This is a genomic window from Cryobacterium sinapicolor (genome assembly GCF_004403465.1).
GTDB classification, from domain to species: Bacteria; Actinomycetota; Actinomycetes; order Actinomycetales; family Microbacteriaceae; genus Cryobacterium; species Cryobacterium sinapicolor.
In genome coordinates, this window is the sequence record NZ_SOGQ01000045.1 from 41,140 (window position 1) to 57,422 (window position 16,283).

The following is a 16,283-nucleotide window of genomic DNA, read 5'->3' on the forward strand; positions in this document are numbered from 1 at the left end:
TCCAGCGACGAGGCTGCTCACCCGAGGGACAGGAAGCTATGCGCAAGCTTGCCGCAATTCTCACCACCGTGGCTGTTGTGGCCGGACTCGCCATGGCGAGTTCCGTGCCGCAATCGGCGTCGGCGCTCTCCACCGGCGTCGCCTTCAGCGCGGACAACCTATCGACCTGGCAGACGAACGGCGTCGTCTACGGGGTCGGCACGGTGCACGGGAAGGTCGTGGCGGGTGGAACATTCTCTCAGATCAGACCACCCAGCGGTGGTGCCGGAGTGGCGAGAAACCAGGGCACGTTGGCGATTTTCAACGCGGAAACGGGAGCGCCCGACAGCTGTCAGTTCGCCATGACCCTGAACGGGGCCACGCCGACTGTGCGGTCGGTGATTGCCTCACCTGACGGCAACACCATTTACATAGGGGGCAACTTCTCCACCGTCGGCGGAGTGAACGCCGCGCGGGTTGCCGCGATCGACCCCGTCGCCTGCACCGTCAAGCCGTTCCGGGTGGCGGGGGTGTCCTCCTTCGTCTTCGGCATGGCTGCCACCTCGTCAACTCTGTACCTGGCCGGAGAGTTCCAGACCGTCGGCGGCCAGACGCGCCAGCGGTTCGCGGCGGTGAACGCTACGTCCGGCGCGCTTCTGCCCTGGGCCCCGGCGGCTGACACTATCGGGCGGGCCGTGGCCGTTTCTCCCGACCGCACCAGGGTGGCCATCGGTGGTGACTTCTTCACGGTCAACAACCAGGATTCCCACTCCATCGCGGTCGTCGACGCGACCACCGGCGCCAACGTGCGGAACTACCCCCTCGGCTTCATCCCTCGGACCTCGGTGACCAAGACCCTGTGGTCGGACGGCACGTCGTTCTACGGGGGCAACGAAGGAACAGGGGGCGGAGTCTTCGACGGTCGCTTCGCCGTCAATTGGAGCACGCTCGACCAGACCTGGCGCGACAACTGCCTGGGCGCGACACAGGCGGTGCTCGAATACCAGGGCACCCTGTATTCCGCCAGCCACGCGCACGACTGCTCCTCGAACAACGCATTCCCCGACGGGAAACGCCTGTTCCTCATGGCGCAGAACACCTCGGACGCCGCTTTGTTGGGCTGGTTCCCGACTGCGAATGACGGCACAGGCGAAGGCATCGGCCCTCGTGCCCTTACCATTGCGACCGGCGCCACAACGGGAAAGAAGTATCTTTGGTACGGCGGTGAGTTCACCGTCATCAACGGCGTGGTCCAGCAGGGCCTCACACGATTCGGTCCGGATGACGTCGGTGCGCCGCCCACCCCGGTCGTGGCGGCCGAGGCTCTCACCTCGGGTGCCAACCAGGTCCGCTTCCGTACCGTGGTCGACCCTGATGACAGTGCTTTGACGTACAGCGTCTACCGGAATGGCGTCGCGACCCCGATTTGGACCGGCTCAGCCAGCTCCCTGTGGTGGACCCGTCCTCAGGTGACGGTCGTCGACACGAATGTCACCGCCGGCACGAGTTACACCTACCGTGTGACGGCGAATGACGGTGTCAACACCAGTCCGCTCTCGGCGTCGGTGGCAGCCCGCGCCGTCACCAAGGGGGTTGACTACCCCAGTCAGGTGATCCAGGACGGAGCCAAGCTGTACTGGCGTCTGGATGAGGCCTCCGGTCCCTGGGCGCAAGACAAGTCCGGTCCCACGGTCACAGGCCTGAACGGCCTGTACAAGAACGGCGTCACCTACCGGACAGCCGGCGCGATCGCCGGTGACACCAACACCTCAGCAGCGTTCAACGGGACTGATGGCTACATCTGGAGCGATCAGCAGGCACCGGCACCCACCACGTACTCGATCGAAACCTGGATCAAGACGACGTCGGCCCAAGGAGGGAAGATCATCGGCTTCGGCAATGGTCGGCCGCACACCGGGAACGGTGGCACGCGTCTCAGCGGAAGCTACGACAAACACATCTATATGGACAACCAGGGTCGCCTGACCTTCGGTGTCTACATCGGTCGCCCCGAAACGATCAGGACGGCCTCGTCGTACAACGACGATGCATGGCACCACATCGTGGCAACTCAGAGTGGGACCGGGATGAAGATGTTCGTGGACGGCGTTCGGGTGGGCCAGAACGCCACCAGCACCAGCCAGCAATACAGTGGCAACTGGCATGTCGGCGGGGACAACCTGAATGGCTGGCCCAACCAGCCGTCCAGCGCTTTCTTCGGCGGCCAGATCGACGACACCGCGGTCTATGCATCCGCCCTGAGCGCCGCGCAGATCGCCCAGCACTACACTCTCGCCGGGGGTACCCCCGCCGTTCCGCCGACTCCCACAGACGCGTATGGAGCCAGGATCTACACGGACGAGCCTGATGTGTACTGGCGCCTCGACGAGGCCTCCGGAAACACGGCGAAAGACTCGTCGTCCAACGGCCAGAGCGACGGCGAATACGGCACCGCCGTGCAGCTGCAGCAGCCGAAGGCCATTCAAGTCGGATCTTCTGTGCAGGCCAGCGGAACTCAGGCTGGCGGTATCGCGACCAAGACCGCACGCTCCTCTTTCCCGGCCTTCTCCACGGAAGCGTGGTTCAAGACGGGTAGTTCATCCGGCGGGAAGATCGTGGGCTTTGAGAATGCCGCAACCGGGCAGGGTTCGAACTACGACAAGCAGATCTATCTGACCAATTCGGGCAGCGTCGTCTTCGGGGTGTACGCCGGGGGTTTCCAGCTCATCGAATCACCGCCGGGATTCAACGACAACACCTGGCACCACGTGGTCGGTACACAGGGTCCCGACGGAATGAGACTCTACCTGGACGGTCTGGAGATCGGTTCGAACCCCACCACGGTCAACCAGGCATTCGACGGCTACTGGCGTGCCGGGGGTGGCAACCTCAACAGCTGGCCCTCGCAGCCCGCGAGTCCTTATTTTGCGGGCCTGCTCGATGAGGTGGCGGTCTATCCGTCGGCCCTGAACGCGGCGGCCGTCACGGCTCACTACGAGCTGGGCTCCAACACCGCTCCCGATTCCATAGCGCCGAGCGCTCCCACCGGCCTGACGTCGACCGTCTCGAACGGCTCCGTCGCGTTGGCCTGGACGCCATCAACAGACAATGTCGGCGTCACCGGCTACTCGGTGCACCGAGGGTCCGCAGCCGGCTTCGTCGCTGACGCCACCAACAAGATCGCCGACGTGACCAATCCGTCCTATACGGACTCGGGGCTCGCCGACGGCACATACCACTACGTCGTGATCGCCTACGACGCCAGAGGCAACGCCAGTCCGGCTTCCGCATCGGTACCCGCGACGGTGTCGACCCCCGACACCGTCGTACCGAGCGTTCCGACTGGTCTGACGGCGACGGTGTCGGGGAGTGCGGTCTCGTTGGCCTGGACCGCGTCGACAGACAATGTCGCCGTGACGGGTTACTCCGTGCACCGAGGGTCTACGGCTGAGTTCGTCGCTGACGCGTCGAGCAAGATCGCAGATGTCTCGGGTGCGTCCTATTCGGATCCCGGTCTGGCGGCGGGGGTTTACTTCTACAAGGTGGTGGCGAGTGATGCCGCCGGCAACGTGAGTGCTGCCTCTGGTGCCGCGGAGGCGACAGTTCAGGCCGCCCCTGTGGAACCGGTGGTCCTGACGGCCGGTGCCAGCGAGGATGCGATGGTGTACCAGGTGCTTCCCACGACCAACTTCGGGTCCAATAACCAGTTGTCGTCCCGGGGAGCAGGCACGTCGCTGATCGAGTCGTACCTGAAGTTCGCAATCCCGGCTGCTCCGGCGGGCACTGTGCTCAGCGGGGCGACCCTCCGAGTTCGAACCTCGACAGACTCGACCGCAGCCTCGGTGGACGCCCAGATGTTCAAGCTGCTGAGTGGGAATTGGACGGAGGGCACGGTGAACTGGAACAACCGACCCACCGGCCTGGGAGCAGACCTGGGGAGCCTCACCGGCGCATCGGCAACGAACACGGCTTACTCGGTCCCGCTCGATGCGGCGCAGCTGAGAACTCTCACTGGTTCAACGCTGTCCGTCGCGCTGGTCAGTGCCGGCTCGGACAACCTCCGGCTGTGGTCGACCAACAGCACCAGCGCCACCTACCGCCCACTGCTCACCCTGACCTACACAGCAGGCTGAATGTCCAGCGGTGCCGAGGGGCGGAGCACGGCTGACACCAGCCGTACTCCGTTCCTGCCGTCGATGAACCGCAGACAGTTCCTCCTGGCCGGCGCCTCCACACTGTTGCTGTCGGCTTGCCAAGCCGCACCAGTGCCAGCGCCCGCGCCACCGGTCTCCGTTCCCCCGGCCGCTGCGGCACGATATGCGATCGGAGATCTCCTCGGAACGACACCGTTCTATGTAGCTCACCGTGGCTCCGGAGACAACTGGGTTGAGCACAGCTTCGATGCGTACAGCCGCTCGATCGCCAGTGGGGCCAAAGCGATCGAAGTCTCGGTCAGCGCCACCTCCGATGGCGTGTTCGTGTGCCATCACGATCTGACGACCAAGCGGATGACGGGTGTCGACCTCCCGATCGCGGAAGTCACCTGGGAGGAACTGTCGCAACTTCGCAGCGACGCGAGAGCCTGGCTCGGCCCAGCGGCTGAAAAGGAGCCGCTGCCGTTGCTCGCGGACGTATTGGATGCCTTCGCCACAACGCACGTGATTTTTCTCGAAGACAAGCAAGGCACCAACACGGAAGCTTTGCTCAAGGTCATGGACAGCTACTCGCACTCCACGGACCATTTCGTCTGGAAACAATGGGCAGGTGCAACGCAATACACACTGGCCGACAAGCACGGTTACACAACCTGGGGATACTTCACTCCGGAACTTTTCGAGCGTGCAGATGAACTTGCGCCGCGTTTCGATCTGCTCGGGGTGTCACACCGGGCGACGGATGCGCAGGTGGCCGTGTTGGTGGGCTTCGGAAAACCGGTTATTGCGTGGGAGGTGCACTATCGCTCGATGCGCGACCGGATGAGCGACCTGGGCGTGGCTGGGATGATGTGCTCCAATCTGCCCTACGTGACCGGGACGACCGCGGGTTGTCAAGGTGACTCCTTCGGAACCGGGCTGCGGGCCGCCGGCGACCTGCCCTGGACCATTGACGAGGGCACCCAGGTGCAGCCCCTGATCGATGCGGGCGCCGCATCCGTGGCACTGGGCCACCGGGACGTGCAGAGCTACCTCATGGGCTCAATGTGCCCGGTGGGTCCCGGCTCGTATCGGATCACGTGTGAGCTCCGTTGGCCGGGGTCGCTTCCAAGGGCGGAGCAGCACGCCGGGATCGCCTTTGGTGCCGCAGACGACCGGCCCTACCGAGTCAGGGCGGTTAGCGATGTGCCGGGGTACCACATGATTCTCCGGGCGAATGGCTCCCTTGAATTGTTCAGCCGGGTCGCGGGGACGACCGAGGGCACGCGGTTGAAAGCGGTGCTGACTGCCCCACCCCGGGCTTCGGAATGGGTGCGTCTCCAGATCGAAGTCCTCGCAAACAGTATTCGCATCCTTCGACTTGACGGTGAGGGCTGGTCGATGGACATCGATGACGCGAGCTACCGGGGAGGCTATTTTTGGCTGTGCAAGAACTACCAGGACGGACCGCCGGTCGAATTCAGGTCAATCCTCGTCAGTTGATGACCATTCGTTCCGGGTCGTCCATTTCCGCTTCACTTCGGTTCGACTGCATCCGTCGCCCCGGTCGGAAATGGACGTGCCAACCGACCTCTCTCGACACCGCTGTCACATGCACCCTGCTCGAGAATTCGCCGAAACCGGCTGATTGCAGCGTCTGAGGAAAGGAAGCCGGCAGAGAACCGCCGCCCGGCCGCTCCGTAGGCGGCTGAAGACTCTGCATCACGACCGAGCTTCTCCGCTGCGTCCACAAGGTCGCCGGGGACCGCGGCGTTGATTCTGATTCCGCCGCCAGCCAACGCCAGCTCATCGGCGGTAACACTGGATTCATCAGTTGCCGCGATGACGGGTAACCCGGTGTTGAAGTACGTCGTAAGTTTGCTCGGTACGCACATTTCCGTCAAGCCAGGCCGCTCATTGACGAGCAGGATGTCCGCGGCTGAGAGGGTCGCCTGGAACGCTTCTTCGGATAGGGGATCGATGAACTCGAGACGGCGGTTGACGCCCATGGCTTCGAGTTGATGCCGCTTGTTTCCGTCGCCGAGGAGGACGAATCTCACCTTCGATCCCCGCTGCTCTGCGATCTCCGAAGCGTGGACAACGTTCTCGAGGGCCTGTTTGGCACCCATGTTCCCCGCGTGGAGAACGACGATATCATCCGTTTTCCAGCCGCGTGTGGTGCGCACTTCTTCCCGACGGTCGCCGTTCGGGTAGTCGGTGTGGCACCAATTGCGAACGACCTCGACGGAGTCGGCGTCGATGGCCATCTCCTCAACCAGATAGCGCTTGAACCGCTCGTGGATCACGACGACCGTGTTCGCACTGCGAAGGATGGACCGCTCGATGCGGCGGAGCAGCCAGGTGGCCAGGTGGCCGCCTGTTCCACTCTCGGACACTCCGAGGCTATAGATGTCCTGCACCCAGATGCAGGTGTTGGTGCGGAACAGGCGGGCGCGCAGCATTGCCGCGCCGACGGAGAATAAGGCAGGTGTGACCAGCACGGCCACGTCGGGCCTGTCCCACTTGCTGAACACCGCCCGAATCCCGAAGCCGAGTTCCATGCCCAGGCGGTTCCACAGACGCGGTTGCGACGGCACACCGTGACGGACTCTGGTGACGTTGACGCCTCTGATCTTTTCGCGGTCATGCTCGCGCCCGTCTTCGCGCTTGTGGCTGCCGTAGCCGTCGTAGATCCGCCATTGCGGGTAGTGGGGATTGCCGGTTATCACGGTGACCGGGTGACCACTCGCGGCCAGTGCCTCCGAGAGCCCAGTGGTGTAGACGCCGATGCCGGTCGGCTCGGGAGAATAGTTCAGTCCGATGATGGTGACCCTCATCTGCCTGCTCACCGCCCGCGAAAATCTGCGTGATGGGAAACAAACCAGGCGTACGCGTCTTCAAGGCCGTCCTCGAGGCCGATCGTGGGCTCCCAGCCCAGAGCCTGGATGCGGGTGATGTCCATCAACTTCCGAGGAGCGCCGTCGGGCTTGCTGGTGTCGAAAGTCAGCCGGCCGGTGAAGCGGGTGACTTTCGCGATCGTCGCTGCCAGGTCGCTGATGCTGCAGTCGGAGCCGGTCCCGACGTTGACGTGCGACAGCATGGGCGCAGTGCTGGCCTGATACACCTCACGGTCAAGTTCCATGACGTGCACGCTGGCCGCCGCCATATCGTCGACATGAAGGAATTCACGTCGCGGGTTGCCGCTGCCCCAGATGACGACCGTATCCTCCCCGTTTTCCCGTGCCTCGTGAAAACGCCTGAGCAGACCGGGGATGACATGGCTGAAGGATGCGTGATAGTTGTCTCCGGGACCATAGAGATTCGCGGGCATCACGCTTCGGTAGTCCCGCCCATACTGGCGATTGAAGCTCTCGCACAGCTTGATTCCGGCGATCTTGGCGATGGCATACGGTTCGTTGGTGGCTTCGAGCGGGCCTGTCAGGAGCGCGTCTTCGGCCATGGGCTGGGTGGCGAACTTGGGATAGATGCAGGACGAGCCGAGGAAAAGGAGTCTCGGAACGCCGAAGTCGTGTGCGGACTTGATGATGTTGGCCTCGATCAGGAGGTTGTCGAAGATGAAATCCGCCGGCGAGGAGTTGTTGGCTTCAATCCCGCCGACTTTCGCGGCAGCGACATAAACCTGATCGATGTGATTGTCCTCGAAGAAGGCCCGAACGGCTCGCTGGTCGACTAGGTCGAGTTCCGAATGACGGGCGGTCACGATGTTGACGTAACCCAGCGACGTGAGTCGGCGCACGATCGCCGAGCCCACCATCCCGTTGTGTCCCGCGACGTAGACAGCAGCGCCGGTGTCTCGGTTCACCAAGTATCCCAAGACACGAGGGAAGGGAAACCGTGACTCTTCAAGAGGACGCTCTTCTGCGCGATCACGAGGTCTGAGGCAACCATTTCCGCGCACATCTCTCGCACGCTGATCTCTGGCAGCCAGCCCAGCTTGAGACGGGCCCGGGTCGAGTCCCCGAGCAGGGTCTCCACTTCGGCCGGCCGGAAGTAACGGGGATCGACTCTCGCAATGACGTCGCCCGGGTGAACGGCAGGTGAGAGGTCTCCGACGACGCTGTCGACGATGCCGATCTCGTTCAGGCCCTCACCCTCGAATCTCAGGGTGATTCCAGCCTCTTTCGCCGACCATTCGACGAATTCGCGCACAGAGTACTGGACTCCCGTGGCAATCACGAAGTCCTCCGGCGCATCCTGCTGCAGCATCATCCATTGGAGACGAACGTAGTCGCGTGCGTGGCCCCAGTCGCGAAGAGAGTTCAGGTTTCCGAGGAACAGGCAGGACTCGAGGCCCTGGGCGATGTTGGCGATGGCTCGGGTGATCTTCCTCGTCACGAACGTCTCACCGCGGCGCGGGGATTCGTGGTTGAACAGAATCCCGTTGCAGGCGTACATCCCGTAGGCCTCTCGGTAATTCACGGTCATCCAATAGGCGTACAGCTTGGCGACCGCATACGGAGAACGAGGATAGAAGGGTGTGATCTCGCTTTGAGGTGACTCCCGGACCAACCCGTACAATTCAGATGTCGAGGCTTGGTAGAACCTGACTCTATCCGTCATCCCCAGCAATCTCACGGCTTCGAGGAGACGCAGAGTGCCCAGGGCGTCGATGTCAGCGGTGTATTCGGGCATTTCGAAGCTGACTGCCACATGGGACTGTGCACCCAGGTTGTAGATCTCATCCGGCTGCACCTCCTGAATAATGCGGGTGAGGTTCGACGAATCGGACAGATCTCCGAAATGCAGGAAGAAACGCGCGTTTTGCTCGTGCGGGTCCTGATAGATATGGTCGATTCGCTGTGTGTTGAGCTGCGACGACCGTCGCTTGAGGCCGTGAACCTCGTAGCCTTTGGACAGGAGAAACTCGGCCAGATACGAACCATCTTGGCCGGTCACCCCTGTGATGAGTGCCCTTTTCGGAACCATGGTCGTCCTATCGCTCGCTGTTGCTGAAGTCATGAACCGGTTGGTTGCTCGGCGCGTTGGAGGACAGGGCCTTCAGTGCAAGGCGGAGGGCCGTGCTCGAGGTCGAAACGGTATAGGGAAAGTAGATGATTTCTACGCCCACCTCGGCGAATCGGCGCTCAAGTCGGCGACCCTTCTCCGTGCCCTTCCAATCGTCGCCCTTGAAGTAGACGTCGAAATGAAGCGTGCGCCAGGTATCCAACTTGTCTTCGTCCGTTTCAGCTGTTGCTTCATCGACGAAGTCGATATGACGAACGATCTCAAGCCTCTCGGCCAACGGCACCACGGGTAGCGAACCCTTGGTCACGAGGAGCATTTCATCGGTCGCTACCCCGGCGATCAGATGATCGCACTCGCTCCTCGCGTGCTTGAGGATGTTGAGATGGCCAATGTGGAAGAGGTCGAAAGCTCCGCCAGCGTAGCCGACCGTTTTTGTCAAGGCCCCTCCTTCATTAATCGAGACGCTTTCGTTCGCCATCAGTACGCTCCTTCTGCTCGCATGACCATGCGAAATGTGCGCCAGATTATGTAGAGGTCGCCGGTCAGCGACCAGTTCTCGACGTAATACAGGTCGAGGCGCACGCTGTCTTCCCAGCTCAGGTTCGACCGACCGTTGATCTGCCACATGCCGGTCAGGCCAGGCTTGATGTAGAGGCGACGCCGAACGTGAGTGTCATAGGATTTGACTTCTTCGGGCAACGGCGGGCGCGGCCCGACCAGGCTCATCTCACCGACGAAAATGTTCCACAGCTGGGGAAGTTCGTCGAGCGAATATTTGCGCAAGAGTCGCCCGCACCTGGTGATCCGTGGGTCGTTCTGTATCTTGAACAGCACCCCGGAGGCCTCGTTCTGGTCGAGCAGGCCGGCCAGGTCGTCTTCCGCCGTCTGCACCATGGAACGGAACTTGACCATTTGGAAAGTACGCTCATTGCGCCCGCACCGCTCCTGGTGGAAGAGGATGGGCCCAGGCGAGTCGAGCTTCACTACGATCGCGATGGCCACCAGGAGCGGCCAGAAGACAAGAAGTGAGATCCCCGACAAGCCGATATCGAGGATGCGCTTGAGTACGTGCTTTGCGCCCTCGAATTGGGGGATCTCCACGTGGATCAAGGGCAACCCCTCAACCGGCCGGAAATGGATGCGGGGACCGGCGACATCCGTGAGCTGGTTGGACAGTACCAGCTCGGCGGATGTCCCCTCCAGCTCCCAACCCAAGGTGCGGATATACTCGCTCCCTCCGCTGGGAGCGCCTGCGACAATCACTGTGTCGATGGCGAAATTCGTGGCCGCGGCCCCGACGTGGGCCAGGTCGGAGACCACCGGGATGGTCCGGTTTTGAACCTTAACCGGGGACTTCGATCCATTTGCGAGTGCGATCCCCACCACGTAGTAGGTGGCACCGGCGTTCTCGATCTGGCCGACCACATATTCGACATCGGCGCGATTCCCAACCACGATGACTCGGGCAAGGTAATGGCCGAAGGCCCTTTGGCGCAGCAGCCACCGTCGCCACAGCCAGCGTTCCAAGACCAGGCCGCACATGCCGACGGGGAGTGCGAGCACGAAGAAGCCGCGCGCGACATCGACCTGAAACGCCAGGAAGCCGATGGCAAGCAGCCCGAAGGTGAGTGCGCTCGCGTTGATCACCTGCTTGTACTCGGTGGCGCCGATGCCGATGACGCGCGAGTTCCGGGTGTGGAATGCCCCCAGGGTCGCGATCCAGCTGAGCGCGATGAGCAGCGCGACGAGCCAGTAGTCTGCCTGATATCCGCCGACGGATGCCTGGGCACCCTCTCCGCCGAATCTCACGAGCAGGGCCGTCGCGACGGCGGTCATAACGATGCCCACGTCGCTCATCAGGAGTTTCGTCCGAAACTGTCTGGCCCAGACCAGGCCGGACGACTTCGCGTCGACGCTGACCGGGTTCTCGAGAGCCGGTGCCGGCACCAGGGAAAGCTTAGGCTGGGCGAGGGGGAGGCGCCCGGCGAGGGGCAGGCGCGGTTGTGGGTGCGTCACAGTCTGTTCACCCCGCCAGCAAGACGCGGTGGAGCGCTCGGCGCTTGGCCTGGGTGGGGCCGGTGAATTTGGGTCGACGAATAGGTCGACACGTCGCGGTCGTCTTCACGTGAATCCTCTGCATTTCGGGTGTACAGAGCGGGATGGGATTCGCCCGGGAAGCCTGTCTAGGGAACGAGACAACCCGAACAAACAAACAAGTGATGAATCTTCAACTGCTTGCGAGCTGACCATACCCCCGAACGCCCAAGTCGGCTCGGACCCCGAATGGGGGACGGCGGAGCTCACTTATTTCGGCGGGCGGGCACATCGTGCGCAAGGCACCTGCTGTTCCATTAGCGAGCTTTATAACCCGGACGCCATCATCGCGGCAGCGGACCACGTCAACGGGTAGCTTTTTCTCATGACATTTAACGACAACGCGAACATCGGCGGCGGCCGGGTCAGCAAAAGGGGCCGCACCGCGGGCATCGCAGTGGGCGGCGGTGTGGGTGCGATCGCCCTCTTCCTGCTCTCACAGCTCCTGGGTGTCGACCTGAGCGGCCTGGCCGGCGGCGGCACGCAGCCCGCCGACAGCGGCAGCGTGTCGAACCTGTCCGAGTGCACGACCGGCGCCCAGGCGAACGAAGACGTCGAGTGCCGGATCAAGGGCGCGGCGGCGTCCCTCGACGTATTCTGGGCTAAGGAACTGCCCGCCCGCGGAGCCGAATACCAGCCGCCGCCGGTTGCGCTGTTCACCGACAGCGTTGGAACCGGGTGCGGCGGGGCCACCAGCGCCACCGGACCGTTCTACTGCCCGCCGGATGCGACCATCTACATCGACACCGCGTTCTTCGGCGACCTGCGCACCCGCTTCGGCTCTTCGGGTGGTCCGCTCGCCGAAATGTACGTCGTGGCCCATGAATGGGGCCATCACATTCAGAATCTGGAAGGAACCCTCGCATCCTCCCAGGACGGCCAGACCGGAGCCGGCTCCAACGCGGTGCGGGTCGAACTGCAGGCCGACTGCTTCGCGGGCGCGTGGGCCGGGGCTGCCTCCAAGACCCGCGACGCCGGCGGAGTACCGTTTCTGAAGCCCATCACGGAGGCGCAGATTCAGGATGCGCTCAGCGCGGCATCCGCGATCGGTGACGACCGCATTCAGGAGTCGATGCAGGGCCAGGTCAACCCGGAGGCCTGGACCCACGGTTCCAGCGAGCAGCGCCAACGATGGTTCCAGACCGGCTTCGACGACGGTGCCGGAAGCTGCGACACGTTCGCGCCGTCCGAGACGGAACTCTAGCGGCGGCCGATCAGTCGCGGGTGAGAAAGCCGTCGTGCTCGGTGTACCACTCGCCGGTGACCGGGCAGACGAGTCTGCCGTCGCCTTCGGCGCGCAGCTGCATGCCGCTGCGGCCGACCCAGGCGATGCGCTGGGCGGGCACGCCGGCCACCAGGGCGTAGTCATGGACATCGTCGGTGACCACCGCGCCGGCTGCAACCATGGCCCAGCGACCGATCGTGAGCGGCGCGACGCACACCGCGTGGGCGCCGATCGACGCCCCCGTGCGCACGGTCACACCCACCAGGTCCCGCTCGTCAGTCGCCCTGCGCGTTCCGTCGGTGTTGATGGCCCGCGGATGCGCGTCGTTGGTGAAAACCGCAGCCGCACCGACGAAGACCCCGTCCTCGAGCAGGGACGGCTCATAAACGACCGCGTAGTCCTGAATCGTGCACTGCCGACCGACGACGACGCCGGGACCGATGTAGGCGCCGCGCCCGAGAACGCAGTCCGGTCCGAGCCGCGCGTATTCGCCCACCTGCACGTGATTGCGAATCAGGCAGCCAGGGCCGATCACGGCGCTCGGGTCGATTTCGGCCGAGTGCGCGACATCCATCACGATACCTCCGCAGAGAGGACGAGACCGCGACGCACGGCGCGGAGGCAGGAAGGTCGGCACGTTCGAATCGGATTCACGGTGGTTCCCTGCAGATCGGGTTACAGGTCGGTGTGTCGCGCCGGGCCTGCCGATGCCGGTTGCCCGGGCCCCTGCGGGTGATCTGACGAAACCTCAGCGTTCAACAAGCGGAACGTACCTCGTTATCGGCAGGAGTCGCTAGCACCCCATCAGGGGGTCAGGATGTGAAAGAGGGGGCGTGCGGGCCCGGGGAGGTCACGGGCGAGCGGATGCCGAGTCGGGGAAAAAAAAAGAAGGTCACCCCAGTAGAAGCCTGGGAGTGACCTTCAGTGGCCCCGACCGGCGTCGATCCGGTGACCTTTCGATTTTCAGTCGAACGCTCTACCAACTGAGCTACAGGGCCAGAAGCTACTTCGAGAAGAAAGCTCCAAGGAAAAAAACCCCTTCTTTCGAAAGGGCTTGTTGCCTGTGCGACCCTGACCGGACTTGAACCGGCGACCTCCGCCGTGACAGGGCGGCGCGCTAACCAACTGCGCTACAGGGCCTCGTGATGAGAACCAAATATTTAGTTTGTGTTCGTGTTGCTGTTTTTCGTACTTAGTTATTCTTGCACATCCCAGGCCTGCAGGATGCGTAGCCCCAACGGGATTCGAACCCGTGTTAACGCCGTGAAAGGGCGCCGTCCTAGGCCGCTAAACGATGGGGCCGAGACGCCATAGAATTCATGGCTTCCGACGCATAAGCATACGGTCTACCGCGCAGGAATCCCAAATCGAGTGCAGAAAGAATGTCGCCCGGGGGCGTCGTGCGCATCGAGGCTGTGAATCTCCAGGGATTTTCTTGACGAGCGGCTAGATTCAAGGGGGGTAATTTTGCCCTGTAGTTGTTACTGTAAACCGTTCTCAAACAGCAGCAGATGTGTGTAACGAGCCCGATCGGGGAGTAATGAAGCGCACGGCAGGTCCATTCAGCCGGGAAGCACGAGCAGCGCAGGGGGGTAACGGATGCGCGCGCAGCCCGCGCCGCCGTCGAGACCGTGTCAGCCTCGCGACCGGTTTCGCCGCCGCCCTCTCGCTCTTCGTCGCCCTCATCGGCCCGGCCGGTCCGGCCCAGGCCATCGACTACCCGACCTGGCAGGACGTGCAGAACGCCAAGTCCAACACGGCCGCCGCCTCCGCCCAGGTCGCCGAGATTCAGGGATTGATTGCCGGCCTGCAGACCCAGGTCGCGCAGACGCGGGCCGAATCGGAGGCGCGCGGAGCGGAACTCCAGGCCGCCCAGGATAAGTTCGACGAGGCCAGCCGCCGCGCCGCCGACCTCGAGGCGCAGGCCGCTGCGAGTTCCGTGGTCGCGGAGACCGCGACTCGCCAGGCCGGCCAGCTCGCCGCGCAGCTCTACCGCACCGGCGGCACCGACCTGAGCGTGAACCTCTTTCTCGACGGTGAGGCCAGCGGCGAAGACGCGGATGCGCTCCTGTCGAAGCTCGGCAGCATGAGCAAGCTCGTCGAGCGCAGCAGCAGTGTCTACGAGCAGGCGCAGACCGCCACCAACGTGGCCGAGTCGCTGGGCGACCAGGCCAAGGTCGCCCAGACCGAGCGTGAGAAGCTTCGCATCGCGGCCGAGGAGGCGCTCGCCGCCGCGCAGGCCGCCGCGCAGGCCGCCGCCAACGCGTTGACCGAGTCGGAAGCGAAGAGCGTCGAACTCGACGCCCAACTGGCGTTCATGCAGGATGCGCAGGCCACCACATCGGCGGGCTATGAGGCGGGCGTGATCGAGCGGGCTCGACTGGCCGCCATCGAAGCCGAACGGGTGCGCGTCGAACGCGCTGCGGCCGCCGCAAGGGCAGCAGCGGAAGCCAACGCGCGGGCGGCAGCCGCGGCGGCCTCGAGGCCGAGTGGCGGAAGCTCGAGCAGCAGTTCCGGCAGCTCCGGTGGTTCCGTCGGCGGCGGTGGCTGGGCGGTCCCAGCCGGCGGTCGCATCACCGACGGCTACGGACCGCGCGCGGTGATCTGCGGCAACAGCGGCTGCAGCAAGGGCTTCCACAGCGGCACCGACCTCGGCACCGGCTGCGGCGCCGGAATCTATGCGGCCAGCAGCGGCACGGTCATCTATGCGGGCGTCTACGGAACCTACGGAAACTTTGTCCTCATCCAGCACGCCAACGGCGTTTCCACCGGGTATGCCCACATCCGCCCGGGCGGGATCTTCGTCTCCAACGGCGAGAGCGTCTCCGCGGGGGAGAGCATCGCCAGCTCCGGTGAGACCGGGGCCGCCAGCGGCTGCCACCTGCACTTCGAGGTGCGCACCAACGGCAGCCAGGTCAACCCGGCGCCGTTCATGTCGGACCGGGGCGCGCCCCTTGGCTAGAGACGCCGAGCGCCGGGGGTGGCGCACCAAGCCCTCCCGTGTGTTCGCGGCGGTCGCCCTCGGGGCGGTCTCGGCATCCGTGGGCGTCGCGGCGCCGGCGGCGTTCGCCGAGCCCGGCTACCCCAGCTGGGACGACGTGGCGCAGGCCAAGCTCAGCGAGGCGACCAAGCAGGCCGAGATCGAATCGATCACCGAGCTGCTCCAGGGCCTGCAGGTCACGGCGACCGCGGCCACCAAGACCTCCCTGATCAAGGCGGAAGCGTACCGGGTCGCTCTGGACGACCTCGAGGCGGCCACGGCGCGTGAAGCGAGCCTGGCGAGGCAGGTCCAGGCGGCGGATGCCCGTGCCGCCACCTCGAAGATGCGGGCCGGCCTGATCGCCGCCCACCTGGCGAAGACCGGTGCGCAGGACCTGTCGATGACCCTGTTCCTCAACGGCGACAACGCCGACCAGTTGCTGGGACAGCTCGGCACCGCGAGCAAACTGAGTGAGCAGTCCGACACGATCTATCGCGAGGCACTGCAGGACAAGAACACCGCCGAGTCCCTCGGGGAGCAGGCGGCGTCCGCTGCCGTGGAGCGCACCCGGCTCAGCGCCGAATCACTGACCAGGTACGAGGCGGCGAATGTGGCCGCGCAGGCCGCCGAGACGGCATACGAGACCGAGCAGCAGCGCTCCACCGAGCTTTTCGCGCAGCTCGCCCTCCTCAAGGACACCACGGCCGAGGCTGAACGCGCCTACCAGGCCGGTCAGGACGCCGAGGCGGCGGCCGCGTCCCTCGCCCGGGCCCAGGCGGCGGCAGCCGTGCAGGCCGCTGCCGACGCCCAGAAGGCGGCGGCCCGGACGCCCGCAGCCGGTCAGAGCACGCCCCGGCAGCCGGCCGCCCAGCCCGTGCGGCAGCCC

Annotated in this window: 11 protein-coding genes and 3 tRNA genes; 5 read left to right on the forward strand and 9 right to left on the reverse strand. The window is 64.2% G+C overall.

What is annotated here, in order from left to right; genetic code table 11:
* Positions 1-38 precede the first annotated feature (38 nt).
* Together E3T28_RS08965 and E3T28_RS08970 are read left to right on the forward strand one after the other, a co-directional pair.
* Positions 39-4,112 (forward strand): LamG-like jellyroll fold domain-containing protein, encoded by a 4,074-nt coding sequence (locus tag E3T28_RS08965; RefSeq protein WP_134429907.1) that lies wholly within the window; start codon positions 39-41, stop codon positions 4,110-4,112.
* On the forward strand, positions 4,113-5,615 hold the full coding sequence (locus E3T28_RS08970) for a glycerophosphodiester phosphodiesterase (protein ID WP_134429908.1): 1,503 nt from the start codon (positions 4,113-4,115) through the stop codon (positions 5,613-5,615). It abuts the gene before it with no gap.
* A gap of 32 nt (positions 5,616-5,647) precedes the next feature.
* Here the strand turns inward: E3T28_RS08970 and E3T28_RS08975 are convergent, their stop codons facing one another.
* From E3T28_RS08975 to E3T28_RS08995, 5 genes are read right to left on the reverse strand one after another with little or no spacing between them, the layout of a single operon-like run.
* The gene (locus E3T28_RS08975) at positions 5,648-6,949 is read right to left on the reverse strand and encodes a glycosyltransferase family 4 protein (protein WP_134429910.1); all 1,302 of its coding nucleotides are present in this window, start codon (positions 6,947-6,949) and stop codon (positions 5,648-5,650) included.
* Between the two features lie 8 nt (positions 6,950-6,957).
* A complete protein-coding gene (gene fcl / locus E3T28_RS08980; protein ID WP_134429911.1) occupies positions 6,958-7,935 on the reverse strand; it encodes a GDP-L-fucose synthase in 978 nt (325 codons plus the stop codon).
* A complete protein-coding gene (gene gmd / locus E3T28_RS08985; RefSeq protein WP_134429913.1) occupies positions 7,932-9,059 on the reverse strand; it encodes a GDP-mannose 4,6-dehydratase in 1,128 nt (375 codons plus the stop codon). Before gmd ends, fcl begins: the two co-directional genes overlap by 4 nt.
* 7 nt (positions 9,060-9,066) lie before the next feature.
* Positions 9,067-9,576 carry an FAD synthase family protein gene (locus E3T28_RS08990; RefSeq protein ID WP_198417178.1) on the reverse strand — a complete coding sequence of 170 codons (510 nt, stop codon included), beginning with the start codon at positions 9,574-9,576 and terminating at the stop codon, positions 9,067-9,069.
* Positions 9,576-11,045 (reverse strand): sugar transferase, encoded by a 1,470-nt coding sequence (locus E3T28_RS08995; RefSeq protein WP_241979251.1) that lies wholly within the window; start codon positions 11,043-11,045, stop codon positions 9,576-9,578. The genes E3T28_RS08990 and E3T28_RS08995 overlap by 1 nt, the downstream gene beginning before the upstream one ends.
* A gap of 472 nt (positions 11,046-11,517) precedes the next feature.
* Between E3T28_RS08995 and ypfJ the strand changes: the two genes are divergently transcribed.
* Positions 11,518-12,396: a KPN_02809 family neutral zinc metallopeptidase gene (gene ypfJ, locus E3T28_RS09000; protein ID WP_134429915.1), complete on the forward strand. Its 879-nt coding sequence runs from the start codon at positions 11,518-11,520 to the stop codon at positions 12,394-12,396.
* Between the two features lie 10 nt (positions 12,397-12,406).
* Here the strand turns inward: ypfJ and E3T28_RS09005 are convergent, their stop codons facing one another.
* The 4 genes from E3T28_RS09005 to E3T28_RS09020 form a co-directional block, all read right to left on the reverse strand.
* Positions 12,407-12,991 (reverse strand): acyltransferase, encoded by a 585-nt coding sequence (locus tag E3T28_RS09005; RefSeq protein ID WP_134429949.1) that lies wholly within the window; start codon positions 12,989-12,991, stop codon positions 12,407-12,409.
* A gap of 351 nt (positions 12,992-13,342) precedes the next feature.
* A tRNA-Phe gene (locus E3T28_RS09010) sits at positions 13,343-13,415 on the reverse strand.
* 68 nt (positions 13,416-13,483) lie between these two features.
* Positions 13,484-13,557 (reverse strand) — tRNA-Asp (locus tag E3T28_RS09015).
* 89 nt (positions 13,558-13,646) lie between these two features.
* Positions 13,647-13,719: transfer RNA gene (locus E3T28_RS09020), tRNA-Glu, on the reverse strand.
* Between the two features lie 238 nt (positions 13,720-13,957).
* On the opposite strand from E3T28_RS09020, the gene E3T28_RS09025 reads away from it, so the two are divergent.
* Together E3T28_RS09025 and E3T28_RS09030 are read left to right on the forward strand one after the other, a co-directional pair.
* Complete coding sequence (locus tag E3T28_RS09025) at positions 13,958-15,379, forward strand: M23 family metallopeptidase (RefSeq protein WP_134429917.1); 1,422 nt, start codon at positions 13,958-13,960, stop codon at positions 15,377-15,379.
* On the forward strand, positions 15,372-16,283 hold a 912-nt coding region (locus tag E3T28_RS09030; protein ID WP_134429920.1), incomplete at its 3' end, for a coiled-coil domain-containing protein. The genes E3T28_RS09025 and E3T28_RS09030, both read left to right, overlap by 8 nt.

Excerpts from the sequence above, each read along its gene's own strand:
- E3T28_RS08965 (WP_134429907.1), top strand. The coding sequence starts at position 39 with ATGCGCAAGCTTGCCGCAATTCTCACCACCGTGGCTGTTGTGGCCGGA.
- E3T28_RS08970 (WP_134429908.1), top strand. The coding sequence starts at position 4,113 with ATGTCCAGCGGTGCCGAGGGGCGGAGCACGGCTGACACCAGCCGTACT.
- E3T28_RS08975 (WP_134429910.1), bottom strand. The coding sequence starts at position 6,949 with ATGAGGGTCACCATCATCGGACTGAACTATTCTCCCGAGCCGACCGGC.
- gmd (WP_134429913.1), bottom strand. The coding sequence starts at position 9,059 with ATGGTTCCGAAAAGGGCACTCATCACAGGGGTGACCGGCCAAGATGGT.
- E3T28_RS08990 (WP_198417178.1), bottom strand. The coding sequence starts at position 9,576 with ATGGCGAACGAAAGCGTCTCGATTAATGAAGGAGGGGCCTTGACAAAA.
- ypfJ (WP_134429915.1), top strand. The coding sequence starts at position 11,518 with ATGACATTTAACGACAACGCGAACATCGGCGGCGGCCGGGTCAGCAAA.
- E3T28_RS09005 (WP_134429949.1), bottom strand. The coding sequence starts at position 12,991 with ATGGATGTCGCGCACTCGGCCGAAATCGACCCGAGCGCCGTGATCGGC.
- E3T28_RS09025 (WP_134429917.1), top strand. The coding sequence starts at position 13,958 with ATGAAGCGCACGGCAGGTCCATTCAGCCGGGAAGCACGAGCAGCGCAG.